Below are 20,356 nucleotides of genomic sequence, written 5' to 3'. Positions count from 1 at the left end.
GAGTCGTGCTCAGCCCTGGTCGGAGGTGACCGCCGGCGCCTCGTCGGCGCCCTTCTGGATGGGGTCGGGCCGGAACCGGAACCAGGCCCACAGCACCACCGAGGCCACGAGGAAGACGACGAACAGCGTCATCATCTGGAGGAACGTGGTGGTGGTGAGCCCGCCCCAGCGGCCGGCACTGGGGTGGAGCAGGAACGACACGAGCAGGAACACCGCCACGCCGTAGATCGCGATCCAGGCCGGCCAACTCCACCGTTGGACGATCTTGCCGTAGAGGGCCTCGAGGGGCGCGTACCCGAAGACCACCACCTGCAGGCACGAGATCCACAGGGTGGCGAGGAACGCGTCGCCGAACAGCACCCACAGGCTCGGGGACGCCCCCTGCACCTCGTCCACCAACGGCAGCCACAGCAGCCAGGCGCCGAGGGAGGTGGCGAGGAGCAGCACCGCGGCCATCACGAGGCTGCGGGCGTTGTCCTCCTCCCCCACGTCGTCGGCGAGGAGCAGCCCGCAGGTGATGCCGAAGACGTACCCCGGACGGAACTCCGCCAGCCGGGAGACCACGACGAAGATGGCGCCGAGGATCAACACCAGCGGGAAGAGCCGGAGGTGGTGCTCGCGGCGCCGACCGGCACGGCGGTCGAGGTACGGGATGCGGGCGAGCTCGAGCACGAGGGTGATGGTGACGAAGGCGAGTGCCAGCGCCGAGAAGAGGACCATCGAGGTGGCGTTGAGGCCGAAGCTGGGGTCGAGCTGGCTGGCGATGGCGGCGCCGACGAGGGCGAAGCCCACGAGCAGGACCCCGTTGGGCGCGGTGAGGAGGTGGGCCTCGAGGGCCGCCAACCAGGCCTGGATGCCCCGGAGCGGGCGGTTGACCCGGTGGTAGTGCTCCTTCAGGGTGCTGTTGAAGAGCTCGGCGGGCAGGGCGATGAGCAGGATGAGCAGCAGCGTGAGCACGAGGTTCTGGCGGACGTGCCGGCCACTCCAGTCGACGTCCCGGGGGTCGGGGATCCCGAACACGAGCTCCGAGCGCTCGGCCGGTTGGTCCACCTGGACGTCCACGACGATGCCTGCGGCGCGCTCGCGCCCGATGGCAGGGTCCGACACGGTCTCGGTGGTGGTGGTCGTGGTCGTGGGGCGGCGCGGGGTGCCTCGCTCGGCGAGGGGCTCGATGGCGGCGGGATCGTCGACGGGGTCCGTGGTCAGCGTCCCGACGGTGGTCCCGATGGCGGCGCCGGTGTCCTCGGTGGGCGTGCCGCCCGACGGTGGTGCCGACGTGGGGGGTGCGGTCGCGGGCGGCGCCGTGGTGGGCGTCGGCACGGTCGACGTCGACGTCGTCGACGTGGTGCTCGTCGTCGTGCTCGAGGTGGTCGCCACCGCCTGCACGGTGAACGAAACCACGTTGGAGGCCTCGGAGGGCGACCACCAGCCCGGGTAGCCCTCGTACGCCGCGGTGTACGCGTGGGAACCGGCCCCGGGCACGAGCGTGTAGGACTCCCCGACCGGCGCGGACCCCACGAGCTCACCGTCCTCGAAGTACCCCACGGACCCGGGGAACATCGGGCCGCCCTCCTCGGTCCACGGGGGCAGCACCGAGGACGTGAAGGTGATCGGCGTGCCCTCCTCGATGGTCGAGCCCGACGCCGGATCCGACGTGAGCTGCACGATCGGGGCGGGCGGCTCGTCCACGAAGACCGTGGTCTCGGCCGGGTCGTCGATGCGCCCGAAGGTGCCGTCCTCCTCGTCGTAGCCGTCGTAGTAGACGGCGTAGGTGTGCTCACCGAGACTCGGCTGCGTGACCACGGTCTGCGCCACGCCGTCGCCGTTCAACTGGACGGTGTTCAACTGACGGCCGTCCGCGTAGAAGGTGACGAACCCCTTCGGTGCGGCGGCGCCGACGGGCACGGTCTCGACGAGCGCGGTGAGGGTGAGGTCGTTGCCCTCGTACAGGTAGCCGGTGCTCGAGAACAGCAGCACCCGGGTGGGCACGCCCACGACCTCGACGTCCTGTGCCTCCGACGTCGACGGCAGGTAGCCGGGCGCGTACGGCCCGTCGTCGCCGGTCCACCCGCCCTCCACCCCGAGGTACTCGGCCCAGTAGGTGTAGGTGCCGGGCGTGCTCGCGTCGTCGTCCTGGAGCAGGGTCGCGCCGGCCGAGTCGAGGGTGAGTTGGTCGACCATGACCAGCTCGAAATCGCCGGACCGGAGGCGCCAGAGCTGCACCACGCCCGTGGGCGGGGCGTGCTCGGCGCAGGAGTCCTTGCGGACGTGGACCTCGAACTGCACGACCCGACCGAGCAGGACCCGGTGCTGGCCGTTGAGGTCGGTGGTCGTCGGCAGGTCGCTGAACTCGCCGTCGGTGCAGCCCCCCTCGTCGTGGTCGTCGTGCTCCAGCGGCGTCGCCACGTCGGGGGACGGGGCCGGGAGGGTGGTCGACGTGGTCGGCGCCGGCCGCACCGGCTCGACGGCCCGGGGCGCCACGGTGGTCGTGGTCGACGGCGGGACCGTCGTGGTCGTCGGGGGGAGCGTCGTAGCGGTCGTGGTCGTGGTGGTGCTCGACGGGTCGGGGACGACGGGGTCGGCCGGGTCGGCCGTGGCCACGCCGGCGCCGAAGAGCGCGCCGAGCACCAGCACCAGGGCCCCCACGCCCACGAGGCGACGACCGCGACCCGCGCGCGCTGCTGCTCCCTCCGTGGTTCGACCGCCCATCGGCGCCGAACCTAGGAGTGACCGGCCTGACTCACCAGTCAGGTCAGCACTTGTTCACACGTGGTTCACACGGGGGTTCAGAACCCCGTCAGGCAGCTGTCAGCCAGCGGCAAGACCATCCGGCTGGGGGCGGTGAGCGCGTCGGCCCGCTGGCGTAGCCGGGAGCTCAGCCCCGGTCGACGCGTGCCCGGACGACGTCGATCGCGTGGGCGTCAAGGGCAGAGGAGGCGGTCAGGTCGACCGCCCGGTACGAACCGGCGTCCGCGCCGGCGGTGATCAGGACCTTGACCGTTGCGGCCTCCCCCGGGTCGAGTGGCCCGACCTCGTAGGTTCCCGCACGGACGGCCGACGTGACGTCGCGACCTTCGGCCCGGAACCGCACCGCGTAGCCAATGGCGCCGGACTCCTCGGCCTCGAGGAGGATCGAGTCCGGCCCGAAGCGGTCGTTCTGGAGCCGGAGCACGAAGCGGCGCGTCTGACCGAGGTCCACGGTCTGCAGCAGACGCTGCTCGAAGGGTGGCCGCCGGTCGAACCGGTTGTCGCCGACCAAGGGCCCGGCCGCCGTGCGGGCCAGGGCGAGGTCGGGGCCGACCACCCACCAGTCGTTGTCCATCTCGACCGGGAACACAGGACTGGTGTGGCCGTCGAAGGGTCCACCCACGACGGTGGCCGTGAGCGAGTGGGGACCGTCGGGGAAGTACTGGGAGTAGAAGGTCACGAACCAGGGCGACGCAGGGTCCGTGGCGATCGGCACGCCGTCGACCGCGAACCGGACCCCCGTGACCGCGCCGACCTCGGCGTCGACGAACGCCTGAACCTGCGACAGGGCCTCCATGTCACCACCGAGGGGGGCGTAGGAGCGGACCACGAACCTCGTCGCGGTCTCGTACCGGGAGACGTGCGAGGTGGTCCCGTGGACGGCGTCCACGCTCATCGCTCGCCACCGCACTCGGACATCGAAGGGAAGGCTGGGGGTCACCGACGCCACGGTCTCGGCCGCGACAACCTGGCTCGGGTAAGCCCCCAGGTAGGCGCCGGTGCGGTCGTCGTAGGTGAAGAACACCACCCGACCCTCGTCGCCCTCGGGGTCGCGGTAGCGGGCCGACAGCGTGAACGGACCGCCGACCCCGAAGTCGCTGTCGACCAGGTCGAACGGCATCCACGGGTGGCTGGGACGGCTCGCGTCGGCTGACCACACCTCGAGCACCGGTGGGTGGCCGCCGTCGGCGGAGGAGAACGAGCGGAATCCGTCGATCGCACCTTCGTTGCGAGCCAACAGAGCGAGGCCCTCGTCGGCGATGAGCCCTCGCGACCAGCGCTCCACCAAGCGACTCACGTCCGCCGTGACCCACCCCGGGCCACAGCCACCGGACTCGTCGGCGGTGACGGCCTGGAAGGTCGCCGTCTCCGGACCGGGCCACGTGGTCGTCCCGGTCCCCGCCCATGGGACACGGACGGTGCGGACCTCGAGGGGTGACGCCGGACACGTCGTCGACGACTCCTGCCACACCGACAGCCGTGCCGCGAAGATGTCCTGGCCAGCGAGGGCGTCGACGTCGTCGACGTGGAGGAAGGTCCGATGGGCTCCGGTGCCGTCGAAACCGACCTGGAGGGTCGGCTCGGACGAGCGGTCCGTCGGTGGCCCGGCCTCGGCGACGTAGGTGTCATCGACCCCCACCGCGATGGTGCTCGTCGTCGCCCCGGGCGGCGGCTCGTCCATGGGCAGGGGCGGGGTCGCGGCCGTGCCGCCAGCGGCATGACCGAACCCGGTGCTGGCGCCGGCGCCGACCGGTAAGAGTCCGACGACCACCGACGCGGCGACGAGCACCACCCCGAACCGCCGCACGCTGATCGCCACGGGCACCATCGTGCCATCGCCCGACTCGCCCGGCGCTGGGAATCGTCAGGCGTCGAGGGCCTCGGCCTCCTCGGCGAGGGCGAGCCAGGCCTCCTCGGCGGCCTCGAGCTCGGCGGCGGCCTCGGCCTCCTCGGTGCCGAGGCGGGCCAGCTCCTTGTGGTCGGCGGCGGCCTCGAGGAGCTGCTCGTGGAGGCGGTCGCGGCGCCGGGCCAGCTTCTGGACCTCCTTGTCCGCCTCGCGCATGAGGCGGGTGAGGGTGCTGCGAGACCGAGGCTTGGGGCCCGCCGGCGCGGCGCCCTTCGTCCCACCGCCGGACGAGGCCGGCTTCGAGCCCGCCGCCTGGGTGCCGCCGCCCCGGCCCCGCCGGCGCGCGGCGAGGCGCTCATCGGCCCAGGCCGCGTAGCCTCCGGGGCGACCCTTGGCCGTGCCCGACCCGTCCAGCACCACGACGTCCTCGACCGTGCGCTCGAGGAAGGCCCGGTCGTGGGAGGCGACCACCAGCGTCCCGGGCCAGCTGTCGAGGAAGTCCTCGAGCACCCGCAAGGTGTCGAGGTCGAGGTCGTTGGTGGGCTCGTCGAGCAACAACACGTTGGGGCGGCGCAGGAGCAGCTCCACCAGCTGGAGGCGCCGTCGCTCGCCCCCCGACAGGAGTTCGACCGGGGCCCGCTGGGCGTCGGCGTCGAACCAGAACCGCTCCATCATCTGGACGTCACGCCAGTCGGGCTTCACCCCCACGCCGCACACCACCTCGTGCACGCGACGGCCCGGCGTCAGCTCTCGACTCGTCTGGTCGTACAGGCCGAGCTGGACGGTCGGGCCGAGGCGCACCTCGCCGGCCGTCGGTTCGAGCGTCCCGGCGATCAACCCCAGCAAGGTGCTCTTGCCAGCCCCGTTCGCGCCCACGACACCGAGGCGGTCGCCCGGTCCCAGCAGGAGATCCACGTCGCGCAGCAGCGGCTCCTTGCCGGGGTACGCGAAGGCGACGCCGCTCAGCTCGATGACGTGCTTGCCCAGGCGAGGGGTGCCCTGGTGCAGGTCGAGGTCCTCGCTGCGCACGTCGTCGACGCGCGCCACCTGCTGGAGCTCCTCGGCGCGGGCCACGCGGTACTTCGACTTGCGGGTACGGGCCGGCGCCCCGTGACGCAGCCAGATGAGCTCGCGCTTGGCGAGGTTGGCCCGGACCGCGTCGGCGGCCTTGGCCTGCGCCGCCCGCTCGGCCTTGCCGTCGAGATAGCTGCTGTAGCCGCCCTCGTGGACGTACGAGCCGGACCGGTCGATCTCGAGCACCCGGTTGGTGACCCGGTCGAGCACGTGACGGTCGTGGGTGACGAGCAGCAGCCCGCCCCGGAAGTCCGCCAGCCACTCCTCGAGCCAGGCGATGGCCTCGATGTCGAGGTGGTTGGTGGGCTCGTCGAGCACCAGCAGGTCGCACTCCGTGGACAGGGCACGGGCCAGCGCGGCCCGTTTGCGCTGTCCCCCCGACACGGCCTGGACGTCGCGGTCCAACACCTCCGCGAGCCCCAACCGGTCGAGCACCGCCTCGGCGCGCCAGTCCCCGCCGACCACCTCCCGCACGGTGCCCTGGCCCAGGTCGTCGGCCTGGTCGAGCATGGCCACCCGCACGCCGCTGCCGCGACGCACCACGCCGGCCTCGGGCTCGACCTGGCCCGCCAGCACGCGCAGCAGCGTGGACTTGCCCGACCCGTTGACGCCCACGATCCCGATGCGGTCGCCCGTCGACATCGTCAGCGACAGGTCGCTGAACAGCGACCGTCCCGGCCGGGTCATGGTGACGCCCTGGGCGTCGACGAGGATCACCGGTGCAGTCTGGTGGCTCCGGAGGCGATCCCCGCAGGCCGCCCGGAGGACGGTCAGCCGCCGAGCAGGGCCAGCAGCTCGGACCGCCCGATCTGGCTCACCAGGCTGGCGGCATCGAAGTACACCCGCTCGTTGGTGATCCCCTCCCCCTCGAAGGTGAACACGGCGATCATCGCCACCTCGAAGGCCTTGCCGGTCGGCGGCAACCCGTAGAACTCGCCCAGGTTGGTCCCGAGCAGGGTGAACTCGGCGATGACCGCGTCGTCGGCCACGTGCAGATGGACGTCGCCGTGGCGTTGGTCGGGGAACGCGGTGCGGGTGGCCTCGTAGTAGCCGAGCACCTCGTCGCGCCCGTCGAAGACCTGCCCGGTCGGCACGATCTCGTAGTGGGGGCGGCCGCCGAAGGTGGCGAGCGTGCGCTCCCACTCCTGATCCACCTCCGAGGCGAAGTGCTCCTCGATCACGGCGAGGCGGCGTTGGCGCAGGGCGTCGTCCATCACCCCCAGTGCAGCCGACTGACGCCGCCGGCGCCAGCAGGTCGACCGCCGGGAATTCCCACGGGCGAGGTCGTCTCGGGCGCGAACCCTGGTAGACGAGGCGGATGGCGGTGATCTCGGGCGACAGGCAGGTGGGCACCGCTCCCCCTGGGGGCCCGCCGGCGGGCGCCGCCACAGCACGTCGGCGCCCGGTGAACCAGCTGCTCGTCGTGGCCGGGCTCTCTGGCCTCGCCCTCGTCCAACCCGTGCTCGAACTGCTCGGTGAGAACCCCACCGCGCTCCAGTTCCGCGGCCTCGAGGGCACCCGCATCGCCCTCTTCGCGCTGGCGCTCGTGCTCGTTCCGCCCCTCGTGCTCTGGCTGATCGGCCGGGCGGTCACGGCGGTGCACGCCGCCGCCGGGTGGGCGGTGCACCTCGCCACCGTCGCGGTCCTGGCGGCCGTGGTCGCCGACCTCCTGTCCAAGGCGGTGGCGGACCAGACCCTGTTCAACCTCGTGGCCGCGCTCGGAGGTGGCGCCGCCGTGGCGTGGGCGTACGTGCGCTTCGACGCCGCCTTCCTCTGGCTGCGCCTGCTCGCCGGCGCCAACGTGCTCTTCCTGGCCAACTTCGTCTTCCTGGCCCCGGTCTCGGCCTGGATCACCGACAGCGACCAGGCGGCGGCCGACACGAGCTTCTCCGGGGTCGGCGCCGGCGAGGCCCCGGCATCGGTCGTGATGGTCGTCCTCGACGAGCTGCCCACCCAGTCGATGCTCGACGCCGACGGCACGGGCATCGATCCCGCCCGCTTCCCGAACCTGGCCCGCTTCGCGGACGACGCCACTTGGTACCCGCACTTCACCACCGTCAGCCCGTTCACGCAGAGCGCGGTGCCCACCCTGCTCGACGGCCAGGACCCCCACGGCGCTCCCGTCTGGACCGACCACCCCGACAACCTCTTCAGCCTCCTCGCCGGCTCCCACCACCTGATCGTCTCCGAGTCGCTCACCAAGCTCTGCGGCTTCGAGGTGTGCAGCGGCGACCCCCAGCCCCCCGGTGACACCACCGGGACGGCGGACACGGGCGACGGAGCCGACATCGAGTGGGCGGCGCTCCTGGGAGACGTGCGGGAGTTGTGGGCGGCGCGGGTGACCCCGGGCCCCGCGAGCGCGTCCCATGCGTTCGACGACTTCTCCGAGCAGCTGGCCGAGCCCCTCGCCGCCGCCACCAACGGCGACCAGTTGGACGTCGGCGAGTCCCAGCAACTCGACGGCTACTTCGCGTCGAGCCTCGCCACCCAGCCCACCCGACTGACGGCCTTCCTCGACGCGCTCCAGCCCACCGACGACCCCTACTTCGCCTTCCTGCACCTCGTGCTGCCCCACCAACCCTGGTTCTCACGGGAGGACGGCACCCGCTACCGGACCCCCGGCGAGTACGAGGGGCCCGACCTCTCGACACCGTGGCGGGCCAGGGTCACCCGCCAGCGACACCTCCTCCAGGCCGAGTACGCCGACCGCCTCGTGGGCGTCGTGCTCGACCGGCTGCGGGCGACCGACGAGTACGACGACACCCTCGTCGTCGTCGTCAGCGACCACGGCGCTGCCTTCGTCCCCGGCGAGTCGGTCCGCTCGCTCGAGGACGAGAACCTCGACGAGATCGCGTACGCACCCCTCCTCGTCAAGGCGCCCGGCCAGGACGACGGCCGGGTGGACGACGCCAACGTGGTCTCGGTGGACGTGGCCCCGACCGTCGCCGACCTGCTCGGCACCGAGCCCGGATGGGACGTCGACGGCGTGCCCGTGAGCGACACCGACGCCATCGCCGAGCGGGGCGAGGACAAGTACGTGTACTCCTACACCGACGCCTTCACCTACGAGTTCCTCGGCATCGAGGAGTTCGACGACGCCGCGGCCCACCGGGAGATGGTGGCGGGGCGCTTCCCCACCGTGCGGGCCCGCGAGGAGTCGATCGCCGGGCTCTACGAAGGGCGGGCGGGCGCGCCGCTCATCGGGCGGTCGGCCGACGCGGTCTTCACCGCCGGCGGCGAGGACGCCCTGGCGCGCGAGCTCGACGAGCTGCGGGACCCCACCACCGACGAGTTGCTCGCCGAGGTCATCGGCGTCGTCCCGGCGGCCCCCGTCGGCGCCGAGGTGGTGGTGGCCGTCAACGGCACCGTGGTCGGCGTCTCCCCGGTGTTCGACGACGACCGGGCCGCCCGTCAGTTCGTGGTGCTCCTGCCGGCCGGGGCGCTGCGAGCCGACGCCAACGAGATCCGCATCGGCGTGCTCGCTCCCGGGGCGACCACGGCCGCCGAGCTGGACCTCGCCGGCACCGACTGAGCGGAGACCGAGGCCTCGCGAGCGCCGCTACCAGATGGCGGCGATGCGCTCGGCAGACTGCTGGCCGAGGCGCACCCCGGCAGCGGCAGCGGCACCGACGAGGGAGAACTCCATCAACGCCATGCCCATGCCCGAGAGGGTGAGGAATTCGACATCGGGCTCGATCACCTCGACCGCCGACCCCGTGACGGTCAGGTGGTCGATGGTGGCCTGCTGCCGGCCGAAGAAGTGCTCGAGGCGGGGGTCGGCGATGCCCGGCGGCAGCTTGGTCATCATGACCGACACCACCACGACCGAGTCGTGGCCCTCCGCGAGGTCGGCGTTGTGCATCGTGCGCACACCACCGTCCATGTAGCGCTTCCCGTCGATGGTGATGGGCGGGTACATCCCGGGGACCGCGCAGCTCGACGCCACGGCCCGCTCGAGCGGGGCCCCGGCAGCCGCGTCCCAGAGGCGGAACTCGCCCGTGGCCGTGTCGACCGCCGTACAGGCGTAGCCCTTCGGCCAAGGTCGGCCCGCGAGGGTCGAGGCCACGGTGCCCACGAAGGCCTCCTCGGAGATGGTCTCGGCATCGAGGGCGATCGCTCCCACCTCGGCGAGTCGCTCCTGCTCGGTGGGGATGTCGTCCGCCGTGGCCTCGGCGGCCTCCGGGCCGAGCATGGCCTCCATGAGCCCGGCGAGCCCGGCCATGTCGACCTTGTCGACCCCGCTGGTCCCCACACCGGCCGCGAACAGCGCCTCGACCTCGTCGACCAGGGCGACCGGATCCTCCCCGCTGGTCAGCAGCGCTCCCGCGAGCGAGCCCGCCGACGTCCCGATGACCAGGTCGGCGTCGGCCAGGCGGACACCTTCTTTGGCCAGACCGGCGGCGAGCCCGACCTCCCAGCCGACCCCGACGGGCCCACCTCCACCGAGGACGACGGCGCGGGACGACGGTGCAGACATGGTGGGGTTCCTCTCGACGGTGGCTCGGGCGAGGCTACCGGTGGCGGGAGCAGGGAACGTCAGGGGGTCGCGGGGAAGGGCCCCGACCCCCCATCGAGGGGGTGCCAGAGGTCCCGTCGACGTGGTGCCCTTCGGCACCCTGGTCACCTGACCTTCGCCTCCGGACGCGGGCGCCCGGAACTGCGTTGATGGAGGCACACCTCGAGGCCCTGGCCTCACAACCGGGAGGGAACCCCGTGACACTGACCGAAGAACGAACCACGAGCCAAGTACCCACGTCCCCCGCCGAAGGCGGCGACCACCCCGTGACCATCACCCGCGGGCGCATCGACGCCATCCTGGTGGCCTTCGGCGTCGTCGCCGCCGTCTTCCTCCTGGTGGCCGGCGGGCTGCTCACCTGGGGCAGCACGTTCGCGACCGACTACGTCGAGCGCGAGCTGGCCGCCCAGAACATCTCGTTCCCGCCGGCCGAGGCCCTGGCCGAGGAGGGTCGGGACGACCTGACGCAGTACGGCGGTGAGCAGGTCGACACCGGGGCCGAGGCCGAGGCCTACGCCAGCTACATCGCCGGGCACGTCGAGGAGATCGGCGGCGGCCTCACCTTCTCCGAGCTGCGCGAGCCGCAGGTCGCCGCCCAGGAGGCCCTGGCTGCCGCCGTCGAGTCGGAGGCGCCCGCCGCCGAGGTCGCCGAGCTCCAGGCCGACCTCGACGAGGTCAACGGCCAGCGCGAGACCGTCTTCCAGGGCGAGGTCCTCCGTGGCACGCTGCTCAGCACCTACGCCTGGGCCACCATCGCCCAGATCGCCGGCATCGCCGCCGTCGTGGCCTTCGTCGCCGCCGCCGTGATGCTGGTCCTCGTGGTCCTGGGCGCCGTCCACCTCCGCAAGATGCGCCACCACACCAGCTGACCCGCCACCGGGCCGGAGCACTCCGGATCCGGTGAGACGCTCACCGCTCCCCGGCTCGCTCGAGCCGGGGAGCGGTCGCGTCCGGGGTCCCGGGGGCGCTCGAGGCGCTGCGGGTCAGTCGGCGGTCCCCCGGTACGCCTCGACGATCGGCGCCAGCTCGGCGGGGCTCGCTCCGTGCAGGATCACCGCGTCCGCACCGAGCCCGAACTGACCGCCGATGGCGGCGACGCACTGCTCGGGGGTCCCGGTCGCCGCCGAGGCCAGCCACTCGTCGGGAAGGAGCGTGGCGATGTGCTCGAGCTGGTCGGTGGTGGCCTTCTGGTCGATGGCGCCGGCGAACGAGCCCACGACCGGGTCGGCCCGGAACGCGGCGAGCGGCGCCGGGTCCCATCCGTTGGTCGCGACCAGGAGGTCGCCGTAGCCCTGGAGGTACCCCGCCAGGCGACCGACCGTCTTGCGCAGCCGTACGTCCTCGGGGAGGTGGTCGCCGACGGTGGCGAAGCACGACCAGACCGTGACCGAAGCAGGGTCCCGGCCGGCCTGCTCGGCGGCGTCCTTCACCGTGCGCACCGCCCGCTCGGTGGTCTCGTCGGTGAAGAACGTGTGCAGGACGACGTGGTCGAAGGCCCGGCCGCCGAGCTTCAGTGACTCCGGGCCGAAGGCCACGAGCAGCACGGGGATGTCCTCGTCGAACTCGGACCCGAGGTGCAGCACCGGCCACGAGCCCGCCGGTCCTCGGTGGCCGAGGATCACCTCGCCCTTCCAGAGACGACGCAGCAGACCGACCGCGTCCTCCATCTGGGCGGTGGTGATGCGGGGGATGCCGAAGGCGTCCTGCATCAGGGGGATGCCCCGGCCGAGCCCGAGCACGTAGCGACCGCCGGTCAGCTTGTGCATGGTCATCGCGTGTGATGCCGTGACGAGCGGGTGGCGGGTGTTGTGGTTCGTGGCCGCGGTGGCGATGCGCACCTCCGAGGTCACCGCGCCGGCGGCGCCCGACAGGGTGGCCGCCTCCTTCACGTTGTAGCGCTCCGAGATGAACGCCGTTCCCAGTCCGAGGGCCTCACCCTCCCGCGCCTCGTCGAGCAGCGCCGCCGGCGAGGTGGCGCCGCCGGCCAGGAGGTAGAAGCCCAGGTCGTCGAGACGGTCGGTCATGGCGCTCCCTGATGACGGGACGGAGGTGGGCGGGCGGACCGTACCCGACGCCGCCGAGGCCGGCGGTGACCAGCGGTAGGGTGCCGTCGGTCGCCGCGCCGGTGGCGACGACAGGGGGAGACGACGTGGACGACGTGATCATCCGCAACGGCACGCTGGTCGACGGGACCGGTCGGCCGGCCGAACGGTCGGACGTGGTGGTGCGCGACGGGTGCATCACCGCGGTGGGGCCCGACGTCGATGTCGAGGTCCCCCGCGGCGCCCGCGAGATCGACGCCGACGGCCTGCTCGTCACGCCGGGCTTCGTCGACATCCACACCCACTACGACGGCCAGGTCACCTGGGACGAGGTGCTCGCCCCCACCGCGTGGCACGGCGTCACCACCATCATCACCGGCAACTGCGGGGTGGGGTTCGCCCCCGCCGAGCCCGACAAGCACGACTGGCTCATCGGCCTCATGGAGGGCGTCGAGGACATCCCCGGCACGGCCCTGGCCGAGGGCATCGACTGGACCTGGGAGAGCTTCCCCGAGTACCTCGACACGCTCGAGCGGCGCCAGTGGACCATGGACGTCGGCACCCAGGTGGCGCACGGAGCGGTGCGCGCCTACGTGATGGGCGAGCGCGGCGCCGACAACGAGCCCGCGACACCGGCCGACATCGAGGCCATGGCCGCCATCGTCCGCGACGCCGTGCGCGCCGGCGCCCTCGGCTTCTCGACCTCGCGCACCATCGCCCACCAGGCCATCGACGGGCGCCCCGTCCCCGGCACCTTCGCCGCGGAGGACGAGCTGTTCGGCATCGGCGCGGTGCTCGGCGAGCTCGACACCGGCATCTTCGAGCTGGCCCCGATGGGCTCGGCCGGCGAGGACATCGTCGCCCCCGAGCAGGAGGTCGACTGGATGTGCCGGCTGTCGGGCGCCATCGGCCGGCCGGTCACCTTCGTCATGGTGCAGGTCGACCCGGCCCCCGAGCTCTGGCGAGGTCTGATGGACGCCTCGCTGGCGGCGGCCGAGGCCGGCGCCGACGTCTGGCCGCAGGTCGCGGCCCGCCCCACCGGCCTGCTCTCGGGCCTGCACACCACCTACTCCTTCCTCGACCCGATCCCCGCCTTCGCCGACCTCAAGGCCCGCGGCGTCGCCGGCGCCGACCTCGTGGCCGCCCTGCGCGACCCCGAGGTGCGCCGGGCCATCGTCGAGTGGGAGCCCGACCCCGAGGCCGCGGCCCGCCTCCAGCACGCCGCCGAGCACAGCTTCCTGCTCGGCGACCCACCGGACTACGAGCCGGGCCCCGAGCGCTCGCTCGCGGCCATCGCGGCACAGGCCGGTCGCACGCCGGTCGAGACCGCGCTCGACGCCATGCTCGAGCTCGACGGCGAGGGCCTGCTCTACCTGCCGATGCTCAACTACGCCGACGGCTCGCTCGACCACGTGCGCGAGATGCTGCTGCACCCGCGCTCGGCGTCGGGCCTCGGCGACGGCGGCGCCCACTGCGGCGTCATCTGCGACGCCTCGCTGCCCACCTTCCTGCTCACCCACTGGGGCCGGGACCGCACCCGGGGTGAGCGCCTGCCCCTCGAGCTGCTGGTCAAGAAGCAGACCCAGGACACCGCCCGCCTCTACGGCCTGGGCGACCGCGGCGTCGTCGCACCCGGCATGGTCGGCGACCTCAATGTCATCGACTTCGACCGCCTCCGCCTCGGCACGCCGCGGGTCGTCCATGACCTGCCCGCCGGCGGATCGCGGATCGTCCAGGGCGCCGAGGGCTACGTCGCCACGATCAAGTCCGGCGTGGTGACGTTCGCCGACGGCGTCGAGACCGGCGCCCGACCGGGTCGCCTCGTCCGCGGCGCCCGCTGAGCGCGCCCGGCACCCACCCCTGAACACCCGAACGCCGAGCAGGAGGACAGACCCGTGAGCGGCGCCCTCGACTACGACCCCGCGCGCCGGCCGGCCCAGCCGCCCACCCCGGCCGCCGACGCCTTCACCATCCACCGAGCGGCGCTGCCGACCGGCGCCGAGCTGGCCTACGTCCACGAGGGCGCCGGCGGGACGCCCCTGCTGCTGCTCCACGGCTGCCCCGAGACCAAGCGCATCTGGTGGCGCAACATCGCCGCCCTCGCCGAGGCCGGCTTCGAGGTCATCGCCCCCGACTTCCGGGGCATCGGCGACAGCGGCCCGGCGCCCGACGACGTCCACGACATCGCCACCTACAGCATCGACGTGCACGCGCTGGTCGCCGGGCACCTGGGCCACGACGCCTGCGTCGTGGCGGCCGGCGACCTCGGCGGAGTGGTCGCCACCGACCTCATCCACCGCTACCCCGGCTTCGTCACCGGCAACTGCGCGTTCAACACCGTGCCGCCCATGGGCGCGGACTACACCGCCGCCGGCCTCGATTTCTCGGCCTTCACCGCCCTCCGGGACGGGCCCACGGGCGACTACCGGGAGTGGCAGGGGGCCAAGCCCGACGAGCTCGCCGCCATCCTCACCACGTCAGAGGCCCGCCGCCTGTGGGTGGCATCGGTCTTCCGCTCGCGGCTCTGGGCGTCACCAGGCTCGTTCACCGACGCCGAGGTCGACTTCCAGACCGAGCCCTTCGCCGACGAGGCCTGCTTGCGGGCGTCGTGGGCGCCGTACCAGATCGCCCACGGCCGACCGATGGCCGAGCTCCCCCGCATGGAGGCCGTCGACGTACCGACCCTCGTGCTCTACGGCGCCGACGACCACGTCATCGGACCCGACTTCCTCGTCTACGCCGAGGCGGCGTGGACGAACCGCATCGGCCCTCTCGTCGTCGCCGGCGCCGGTCACTTCCTGCCCTGGGAGCGCGCCGACGTCTTCAACGCCCTGCTGCCGGCGGTCTTCCGCCCCTGACCAACGGGTGAGGACCCGGGTCCCGACGTCGGCCGAACCCTGCTCTATGCTCGCCGCCGCCGGTGCCCGACGGGGCCCGGCCGTGGTCGGGGCGGTCACGTCGTTTCGTCGAACCGGGGGGTTCCCGCGTTGAGCACGGTGGTCGAGAGCACCATCACCTTCCCCTACCAGCGGTCCCTCGGGCCGGTGCTGGGGGCCTTCATGACCGCGCTGACCGAAGAGCGCCTCATCGGGATCCGCAGCGGCGACCGGGTGTTGTGCCCGCCACTCGAGTGGGACCCCGAGACCGGCGCCGAGCTCGCCCACGACTTCGTCGACGTCGGCCCCGCCGGCACCGTCGAGTCGTGGTGCTGGGTGGCCGAGCCCTCCGAGCAGCACCCCCTCGCCCACCCCTTCGCCTTCGCCACCGTGCGCCTCGACGGCGCCGACACCGGCCTGATCCACGTGGTCGACGCCGGCCGCGCCGATGCCATGAGCGTGGGCATGCGGGTGGCGCCGCGGTGGCGGGCCGAGCGGCGTGGCCACCTGACCGACCTCGAGGCCTTCGTCCCCGGCGAGGACCCGGTGTCGGGCGGCGGCGCGGGCGCCGGGGAACCGGTCGAGATGATGGGCTACAACGCGTCGATCGCCTACACGACCCCGGTGCCCGACAACGTGGTCCGCTCCGAGGCCGCCGCCGCCGAGGGCCGCTTCCTCGGGCTGCAGTGCCCGATCTGCGGGCGCACCTACACGGGCGGGCGCGGCTACTGCCCGGTCGACTCCATCGCCCTCACCGCCGAGCACGAGATCGACCTGCCCCAGAAGGGGGTGGCGACCAGCTTCACGATCGTCACCCCGGTGCAGTACCCCGGGCAGACCGAGACCGAGCCCTTCGCCCGGGTCCACGTCCTGCTCGAGGGCACCGACGTGGTGCTCAGCTACCAGGCCCTCGTCGACACGCCCAACGAGGACATCCGCACGGGCATGCGCCTCGCCCCCGTGTGGGCCTCGGCCGCCGAGATGGAGGACGGCGCCGGCGACACCCGGGAGGCGGGCCTCATCGGCTGGATCCCCACCGGCGAGCCCGACGCCACCGATCCCGACCTCGTGAACCGGCTCTGCTAGCGATGGCCCTCGACCACGCACCGGGCAGTCACGTTCCCGGCCAACACCCTGACGACATCGCCATCATCGGGTGGGCGCAGACCCCGATGGTGCGCCACACCGACAAGACCGAGACCCAGCTGTTGCTCGAGGTCGTCACCGACGCCCTCGACGACGCCGGCCTGACCCGCGCCGACGTTGGCTTCACCTGCGCCGGCAGCTGCGACTACGTCGCCGGCCAGGCCTTCTCCTTCGTGCAGAACACCGACGCCATCGGCGCCTGGCCGCCCAAGCGGGACAGCCACGTCGAGATGGACGGCGCCTGGGCGCTGTACGAGGCCTACGTCCGACTCCTGATGGGCGACGAGGTGGACGTGGCCCTGGCCATGGGATCCGGCCGTTCGTCCACCGCGGATCCGGCGCTCATCTACCCGATGGAGATGGACCCCTTCTACCTGGCCCCGCTCGGCGCCGACGCCCTCAGCCTCGCCGCCCTCCAGGCCCAGGCGGTCCTGGCCGCCGGCGCCGTCACCGAGCGCCAGCTGGCCGAGATCGCGGCCCGCTGCCGTCGCGACGCCCAGTCCAACCCGTACGCCCAGGTGAGCGGCGAGTTCGACGTCGACGAGCTGCTCGCCGAGGACGCCGTGCGGGCCCCGCTGCGCCGCCACGACCTGCCCCCCATCACCGACGGTGCCGCCGCGGTGGTGATCGCCCGGGCCGAGAAGGCCAAGGCGGTCTGCGAGAACCCGGTCTGGATCACGGGCATCGCCCACTGCGCCGAGCTGCACTACCCGGGCATGCGCGACCTCACCCGGTCGCTGTCCGCCCGCAAGGCGGCGGAGGCCGCGGGCGTGGCCGACGGCCCGGTCGACGTGGCCGAGCTCCAGGCCGCGTTCACCCACGAGGAGCCTCTCCTCGTCGAGGCCCTCGGACTGGCGCCGACCGTGACGGTCAACCCGTCGGGCGGGCCGCTGGCCGCCAACCCGATCATGGCCACCGGCCTGGTCCGCATCGCCGAGGCCGCGGCCGCCATCCGGGACCGGGGGGCGAGCCGCACCGTCGGCCACTCGACCTCGGGCCCGTGCCTCCAACAGAACCTCGTGTGTGTCCTGGAAGGGGGTCGGGCATGAGCCATGCACCCGCCGCCATCGTCGGCATCGGCCAGACCCACCACAAGAAGAAGCGGTGGGACGTCTCCCTCGGCGGCCTCGTCCGCGAGGCCGCCCGACGCGCCCTCGACGACGCCCAGATGGACTGGGGTGACATCGACGCCGTGGTCATCGGCAAGGCGCCCGACCTCTTCGAGGGGGTGATGAAGCCCGAGCTCTACCTCACGGACGCGCTCGGGGCCCACGGCAAGCCCATGTTCCGGGTCCACACCGCCGGCTCGGTGGGCGGTACCACCGGCATCGTGGCCAGCCACCTCGTCGAGACCGGCCGCCACCGGCGCGTGCTGGCCGTCGGCTACCAGAAGCAGTCGGAGGGCAACGCCCAGTTCGCGCTGGGCTCGGGCAAGGGCGCCTCGCTCGGCGCCGGTGGCGCGTTCGCCCCGTTCATCCGCTCCTACATCCAGCGCTCGGGCGCGCCCCTCGACGTGGGCCCGATGGTGGCGGTGAAGGACCGCCAGAACGCGCTCAAGAACCCGTACGCGCACCTGCGCCTGGAGGACATCTCCATCGAGTCGGTGAAGGCCTCGCCGATGATGTGGGACCCGCTTCGCTTCCTCGAGTCCTGTCCCTCGTCGGACGGCGCCTGCGCCATGGTCTTCACCGACCAGGCCGGCGGTGAGGCGGCGGCGGCCGACGGGCGCCAGCCGGCGTGGGTGCTCGGCTCCGCCATGCGCTCCGAGCCCTTCGGGTTCCCGGGCCGTGACCCCGTCCTCCCCCAAGGCGCGCGTGACTGTGCCGACGACGTGTACGCGCAGGCCGGCATCACCCGGCCCCGCGAGCAGATCGACTGCGCCGAGCTCTACGTGCCGTTCTCGTGGTACGAGCCCATGTGGCTGGAGGCCCACCATCTGGCCGGGCCTGGTGAGGGTTGGCAGCTGGTCGAGTCCGGCGCCACCGCGCTCGACGGCTCGTTCCCGGTGAACATGTCCGGCGGCGTGCTCTCATCCAACCCCATCGGCGCCTCGGGCCTGCTGCGCTTCGCCGAGGCGGCCCTCCAGGTGCGGGGCATGGCCGGCGAGCACCAGGTCGACGGCGCCAAGGTGGCCGTGGCCCAGGCCTACGGGGCGTCGGCGCAGTACTTCAGCATGTGGGTCGTGGGCGCCAGCCTCGACCCCTTCGGCTGACCGGGCCCAGCGCCCGCTGGTCGGGACGGAGGTCCGGGCCGCTCAGGTGATCGTGTGGACGGCTCGTCGCACCGCGGCCATCGTCGCCGCCGGGGCCCGGTCGGTGCGATCGAGCAGCCGGTCGGCGGGCAGGCTGCGCAGCAGGTCGACGGCGAACACCCTGCCGTCCACCTCGACGCGCCAAGGGAACGCGACGTCGTCGGGATCGCCCCGCAACTCGGGCGCCACGAGCACACGATCCGACAACTGGTGGAAGCGGCGGTTCGACACCACGAGGACGTGACGCCGGCGCTCTTCGTTCAGATCGGCGAGGTGGATGTCGCCGGCGTCGGTCATCCGACGCCGTCGAAGGCAGCATCGACCTCCGCCTCGCTGGCGGCACGCGACGCACGCTCGCTTCGGCTCAGCGTGGCCCGATGCGCCGCCGCGGCCTCCGCCTGCGCCCAGAAGCGGTCCGCTTCGAGCGCGTCGAGGGCCTCAACGATGGTCTCCTCGTAGGTGTCGCCACCCAGCGCCCGGATCCGGTCCCGGGTGTCGGTGCTGAGCTTGATCGTGGTCGACCCCATATACCAGCAGTATACCGACCGCAGGAGTAGGCCCGGCCGCGCCGGGTGCTGCGGTCGGCAATGATACGGAAGCGGAGGGCGGCCCACCCGTGGCCGACAGCACCGAGCCGGGGAGACACACCGTGGGACTGATGGACAAGCTCAAGGGCGAATTGGTCGACATCATCGAGTGGGTCGACGATTCGCGCTCGACGCTGGCGTGGCGGTTCCCTCGCTACCAGAACGAGATCAAGAACGGCGCGCAGCTCATCGTCCGCGAGGGCCAGCGGGCGGTCTTCGTCTACCGCGGCAAGCTCGCCGACAGCTTCGAGCCGGGCAACTACGAGCTGAAGACCGAGAACCTCCCCATCCTCGGCACTCTCCAGGGCTGGGAGCACGGCTTCAACAGCCCCTTCCGCAGCGAGGTGTACTTCCTCAACACCCGGCCCGTCACCGACCTGCTCTGGGGCACCCCGCAGCCGGTCACGGTCCGCGACCCCGATTTCAAGATGGTGCAGGTCCGCGCCAACGGGATGTGCGTCGTCAAGATCGCCGACCCCGAGGTGTTCCTCCGCGAGGTCATCGGCACCGACAGTGCCGTCGAGATCGACGAGGTCACCGAGCTGCTCCGTCGGGTGATCGCGCTGGCCTTCGCCGACATGGTGACCGAGTCGGGCCTCGGCGCCATCGACCTCCAGGGCCACCAGATCGAGCTGGCCGAGAAGCTCCGCGAGTTCGTGGCCGAACGGGTCGACGACGAGTACGGCCTCGCCATCGACTCGATCACGATGACCATCTCCCTCCCCGAGGAGATCACCCAGGCCATGACCCGCGGCGTCGCCCGCGGCGTCGAGCAGGCCGGCTACCTGGACAACGTGGGCCCCATGGAGCGCCTCCAGCAGGGCGCCGCCGCCGAGGCCATGGTCGCCGCGGCCAACAACCCCGGTGGCAGCACCATGGGCGACGCGATGCAGATCGGCATGGGGGTGGCCATGGCCGGTCAGATGGCAAACCAGTTGGGCAACGCGATGGCACCGGCGGCCGGCGCCGGTGGAGGGGGCGGCGCGGCTCCCGCCGGCCCGCCCCCGCTGCCTGGCCAGGCGCTCTTCCACGTCGAGATGGGTGGCCAGTCGTCGGGGCCGTTCAGCGTCGACCAGATCCGCGCCGGCGTGGCCAACGGCCAGGTCAACGCGAGCAGCCTGGTGTGGACCGAAGGCATGGCCGCGTGGGCGGCTGCCGGCACCGTGCCCGCGCTCGCTCCGCTGTTCTCCACCCCGCCTCCGATGCCGCCGCCGGCACCACCCGCCGGGGGCACCCCGCCGCCCCCTCCCGCCCCTCCGGAGGGCTGAAC

At 72.7% G+C, this 20,356-nt stretch carries 16 protein-coding genes; 8 read left to right on the top strand and 8 right to left on the bottom strand.

Annotated elements, in window-relative coordinates; all coding sequences use genetic code 11:
- Positions 1–9: 9 nt before the first annotated feature.
- The 4 genes from JNK12_03795 to JNK12_03780 form a co-directional block, all read right to left on the bottom strand.
- On the bottom strand, positions 10–2,646 hold the full coding sequence (locus JNK12_03795; protein MBL8775024.1) for an Ig-like domain repeat protein: 2,637 nt from the start codon (positions 2,644–2,646) through the stop codon (positions 10–12).
- A gap of 229 nt (positions 2,647–2,875) precedes the next feature.
- Complete coding sequence (locus JNK12_03790; protein MBL8775023.1) at positions 2,876–4,567, bottom strand: DNRLRE domain-containing protein; 1,692 nt, start codon at positions 4,565–4,567, stop codon at positions 2,876–2,878.
- A 45-nt stretch (positions 4,568–4,612) separates the two neighbouring features.
- Positions 4,613–6,385 (bottom strand): ABC-F family ATP-binding cassette domain-containing protein, encoded by a 1,773-nt coding sequence (locus JNK12_03785; GenBank protein MBL8775022.1) that lies wholly within the window; start codon positions 6,383–6,385, stop codon positions 4,613–4,615.
- A 53-nt stretch (positions 6,386–6,438) separates the two neighbouring features.
- Complete coding sequence (locus JNK12_03780; protein ID MBL8775021.1) at positions 6,439–6,882, bottom strand: ester cyclase; 444 nt, start codon at positions 6,880–6,882, stop codon at positions 6,439–6,441.
- Between the two features lie 104 nt (positions 6,883–6,986).
- On the opposite strand from JNK12_03780, the gene JNK12_03775 reads away from it, so the two are divergent.
- On the top strand, positions 6,987–9,200 hold the full coding sequence (locus tag JNK12_03775; GenBank protein ID MBL8775020.1) for a sulfatase-like hydrolase/transferase: 2,214 nt from the start codon (positions 6,987–6,989) through the stop codon (positions 9,198–9,200).
- Between the two features lie 27 nt (positions 9,201–9,227).
- Here JNK12_03775 and JNK12_03770 read toward each other — a convergent pair whose 3' ends face one another.
- The gene (locus JNK12_03770) at positions 9,228–10,145 is read right to left on the bottom strand and encodes a patatin-like phospholipase family protein (GenBank protein MBL8775019.1); all 918 of its coding nucleotides are present in this window, start codon (positions 10,143–10,145) and stop codon (positions 9,228–9,230) included.
- Between the two features lie 305 nt (positions 10,146–10,450).
- Between JNK12_03770 and JNK12_03765 the strand changes: the two genes are divergently transcribed.
- A complete protein-coding gene (locus JNK12_03765) occupies positions 10,451–11,053 on the top strand; it encodes a hypothetical protein (protein ID MBL8775018.1) in 603 nt (200 codons plus the stop codon).
- Positions 11,054–11,167: 114 nt separating this feature from the next.
- On the opposite strand, the gene JNK12_03760 is transcribed toward JNK12_03765, so the two are convergent.
- Positions 11,168–12,208 carry a TIGR03857 family LLM class F420-dependent oxidoreductase gene (locus JNK12_03760; protein ID MBL8775017.1) on the bottom strand — a complete coding sequence of 347 codons (1,041 nt, stop codon included), beginning with the start codon at positions 12,206–12,208 and terminating at the stop codon, positions 11,168–11,170.
- Positions 12,209–12,333: 125 nt separating this feature from the next.
- On the opposite strand from JNK12_03760, the gene JNK12_03755 reads away from it, so the two are divergent.
- From JNK12_03755 to JNK12_03735, 5 genes are all read left to right on the top strand, one after another.
- The gene (locus JNK12_03755) at positions 12,334–14,067 is read left to right on the top strand and encodes an amidohydrolase family protein (protein MBL8775016.1); all 1,734 of its coding nucleotides are present in this window, start codon (positions 12,334–12,336) and stop codon (positions 14,065–14,067) included.
- Positions 14,068–14,121: 54 nt separating this feature from the next.
- Positions 14,122–15,084 (top strand): alpha/beta hydrolase, encoded by a 963-nt coding sequence (locus JNK12_03750; GenBank protein ID MBL8775015.1) that lies wholly within the window; start codon positions 14,122–14,124, stop codon positions 15,082–15,084.
- 201 nt (positions 15,085–15,285) lie between these two features.
- Positions 15,286–16,188, top strand: coding sequence for an OB-fold domain-containing protein (locus JNK12_03745; GenBank protein ID MBL8775014.1), 903 nt, complete (start codon positions 15,286–15,288; stop codon positions 16,186–16,188).
- A gap of 2 nt (positions 16,189–16,190) precedes the next feature.
- Complete coding sequence (locus tag JNK12_03740; GenBank protein ID MBL8775013.1) at positions 16,191–17,297, top strand: lipid-transfer protein; 1,107 nt, start codon at positions 16,191–16,193, stop codon at positions 17,295–17,297.
- Positions 17,294–18,460, top strand: coding sequence for a thiolase domain-containing protein (locus JNK12_03735; GenBank protein ID MBL8775012.1), 1,167 nt, complete (start codon positions 17,294–17,296; stop codon positions 18,458–18,460). The genes JNK12_03740 and JNK12_03735 overlap by 4 nt, the downstream gene beginning before the upstream one ends.
- A gap of 42 nt (positions 18,461–18,502) precedes the next feature.
- On the opposite strand, the gene JNK12_03730 is transcribed toward JNK12_03735, so the two are convergent.
- Positions 18,503–18,796 (bottom strand): type II toxin-antitoxin system PemK/MazF family toxin, encoded by a 294-nt coding sequence (locus JNK12_03730; GenBank protein ID MBL8775011.1) that lies wholly within the window; start codon positions 18,794–18,796, stop codon positions 18,503–18,505.
- Positions 18,793–19,026, bottom strand: a complete 234-nt coding sequence (locus tag JNK12_03725) for a hypothetical protein (protein ID MBL8775010.1) — start codon at positions 19,024–19,026, stop codon at positions 18,793–18,795. Before JNK12_03725 ends, JNK12_03730 begins: the two co-directional genes overlap by 4 nt.
- Positions 19,027–19,148: 122 nt before the next feature.
- Here JNK12_03725 and JNK12_03720 point away from each other — a divergent pair, with 122 nt between their 5' ends.
- Positions 19,149–20,354, top strand: coding sequence for an SPFH domain-containing protein (locus JNK12_03720; protein ID MBL8775009.1), 1,206 nt, complete (start codon positions 19,149–19,151; stop codon positions 20,352–20,354).
- Positions 20,355–20,356: the final 2 nt, after the last annotated feature.

This window comes from Acidimicrobiales bacterium, from assembly GCA_016794585.1.
Lineage (GTDB): Bacteria > Actinomycetota > Acidimicrobiia > Acidimicrobiales > DATDAH01 > JAEUJM01.
This window is presented reverse-complemented; position numbering and strand designations above follow the sequence as displayed.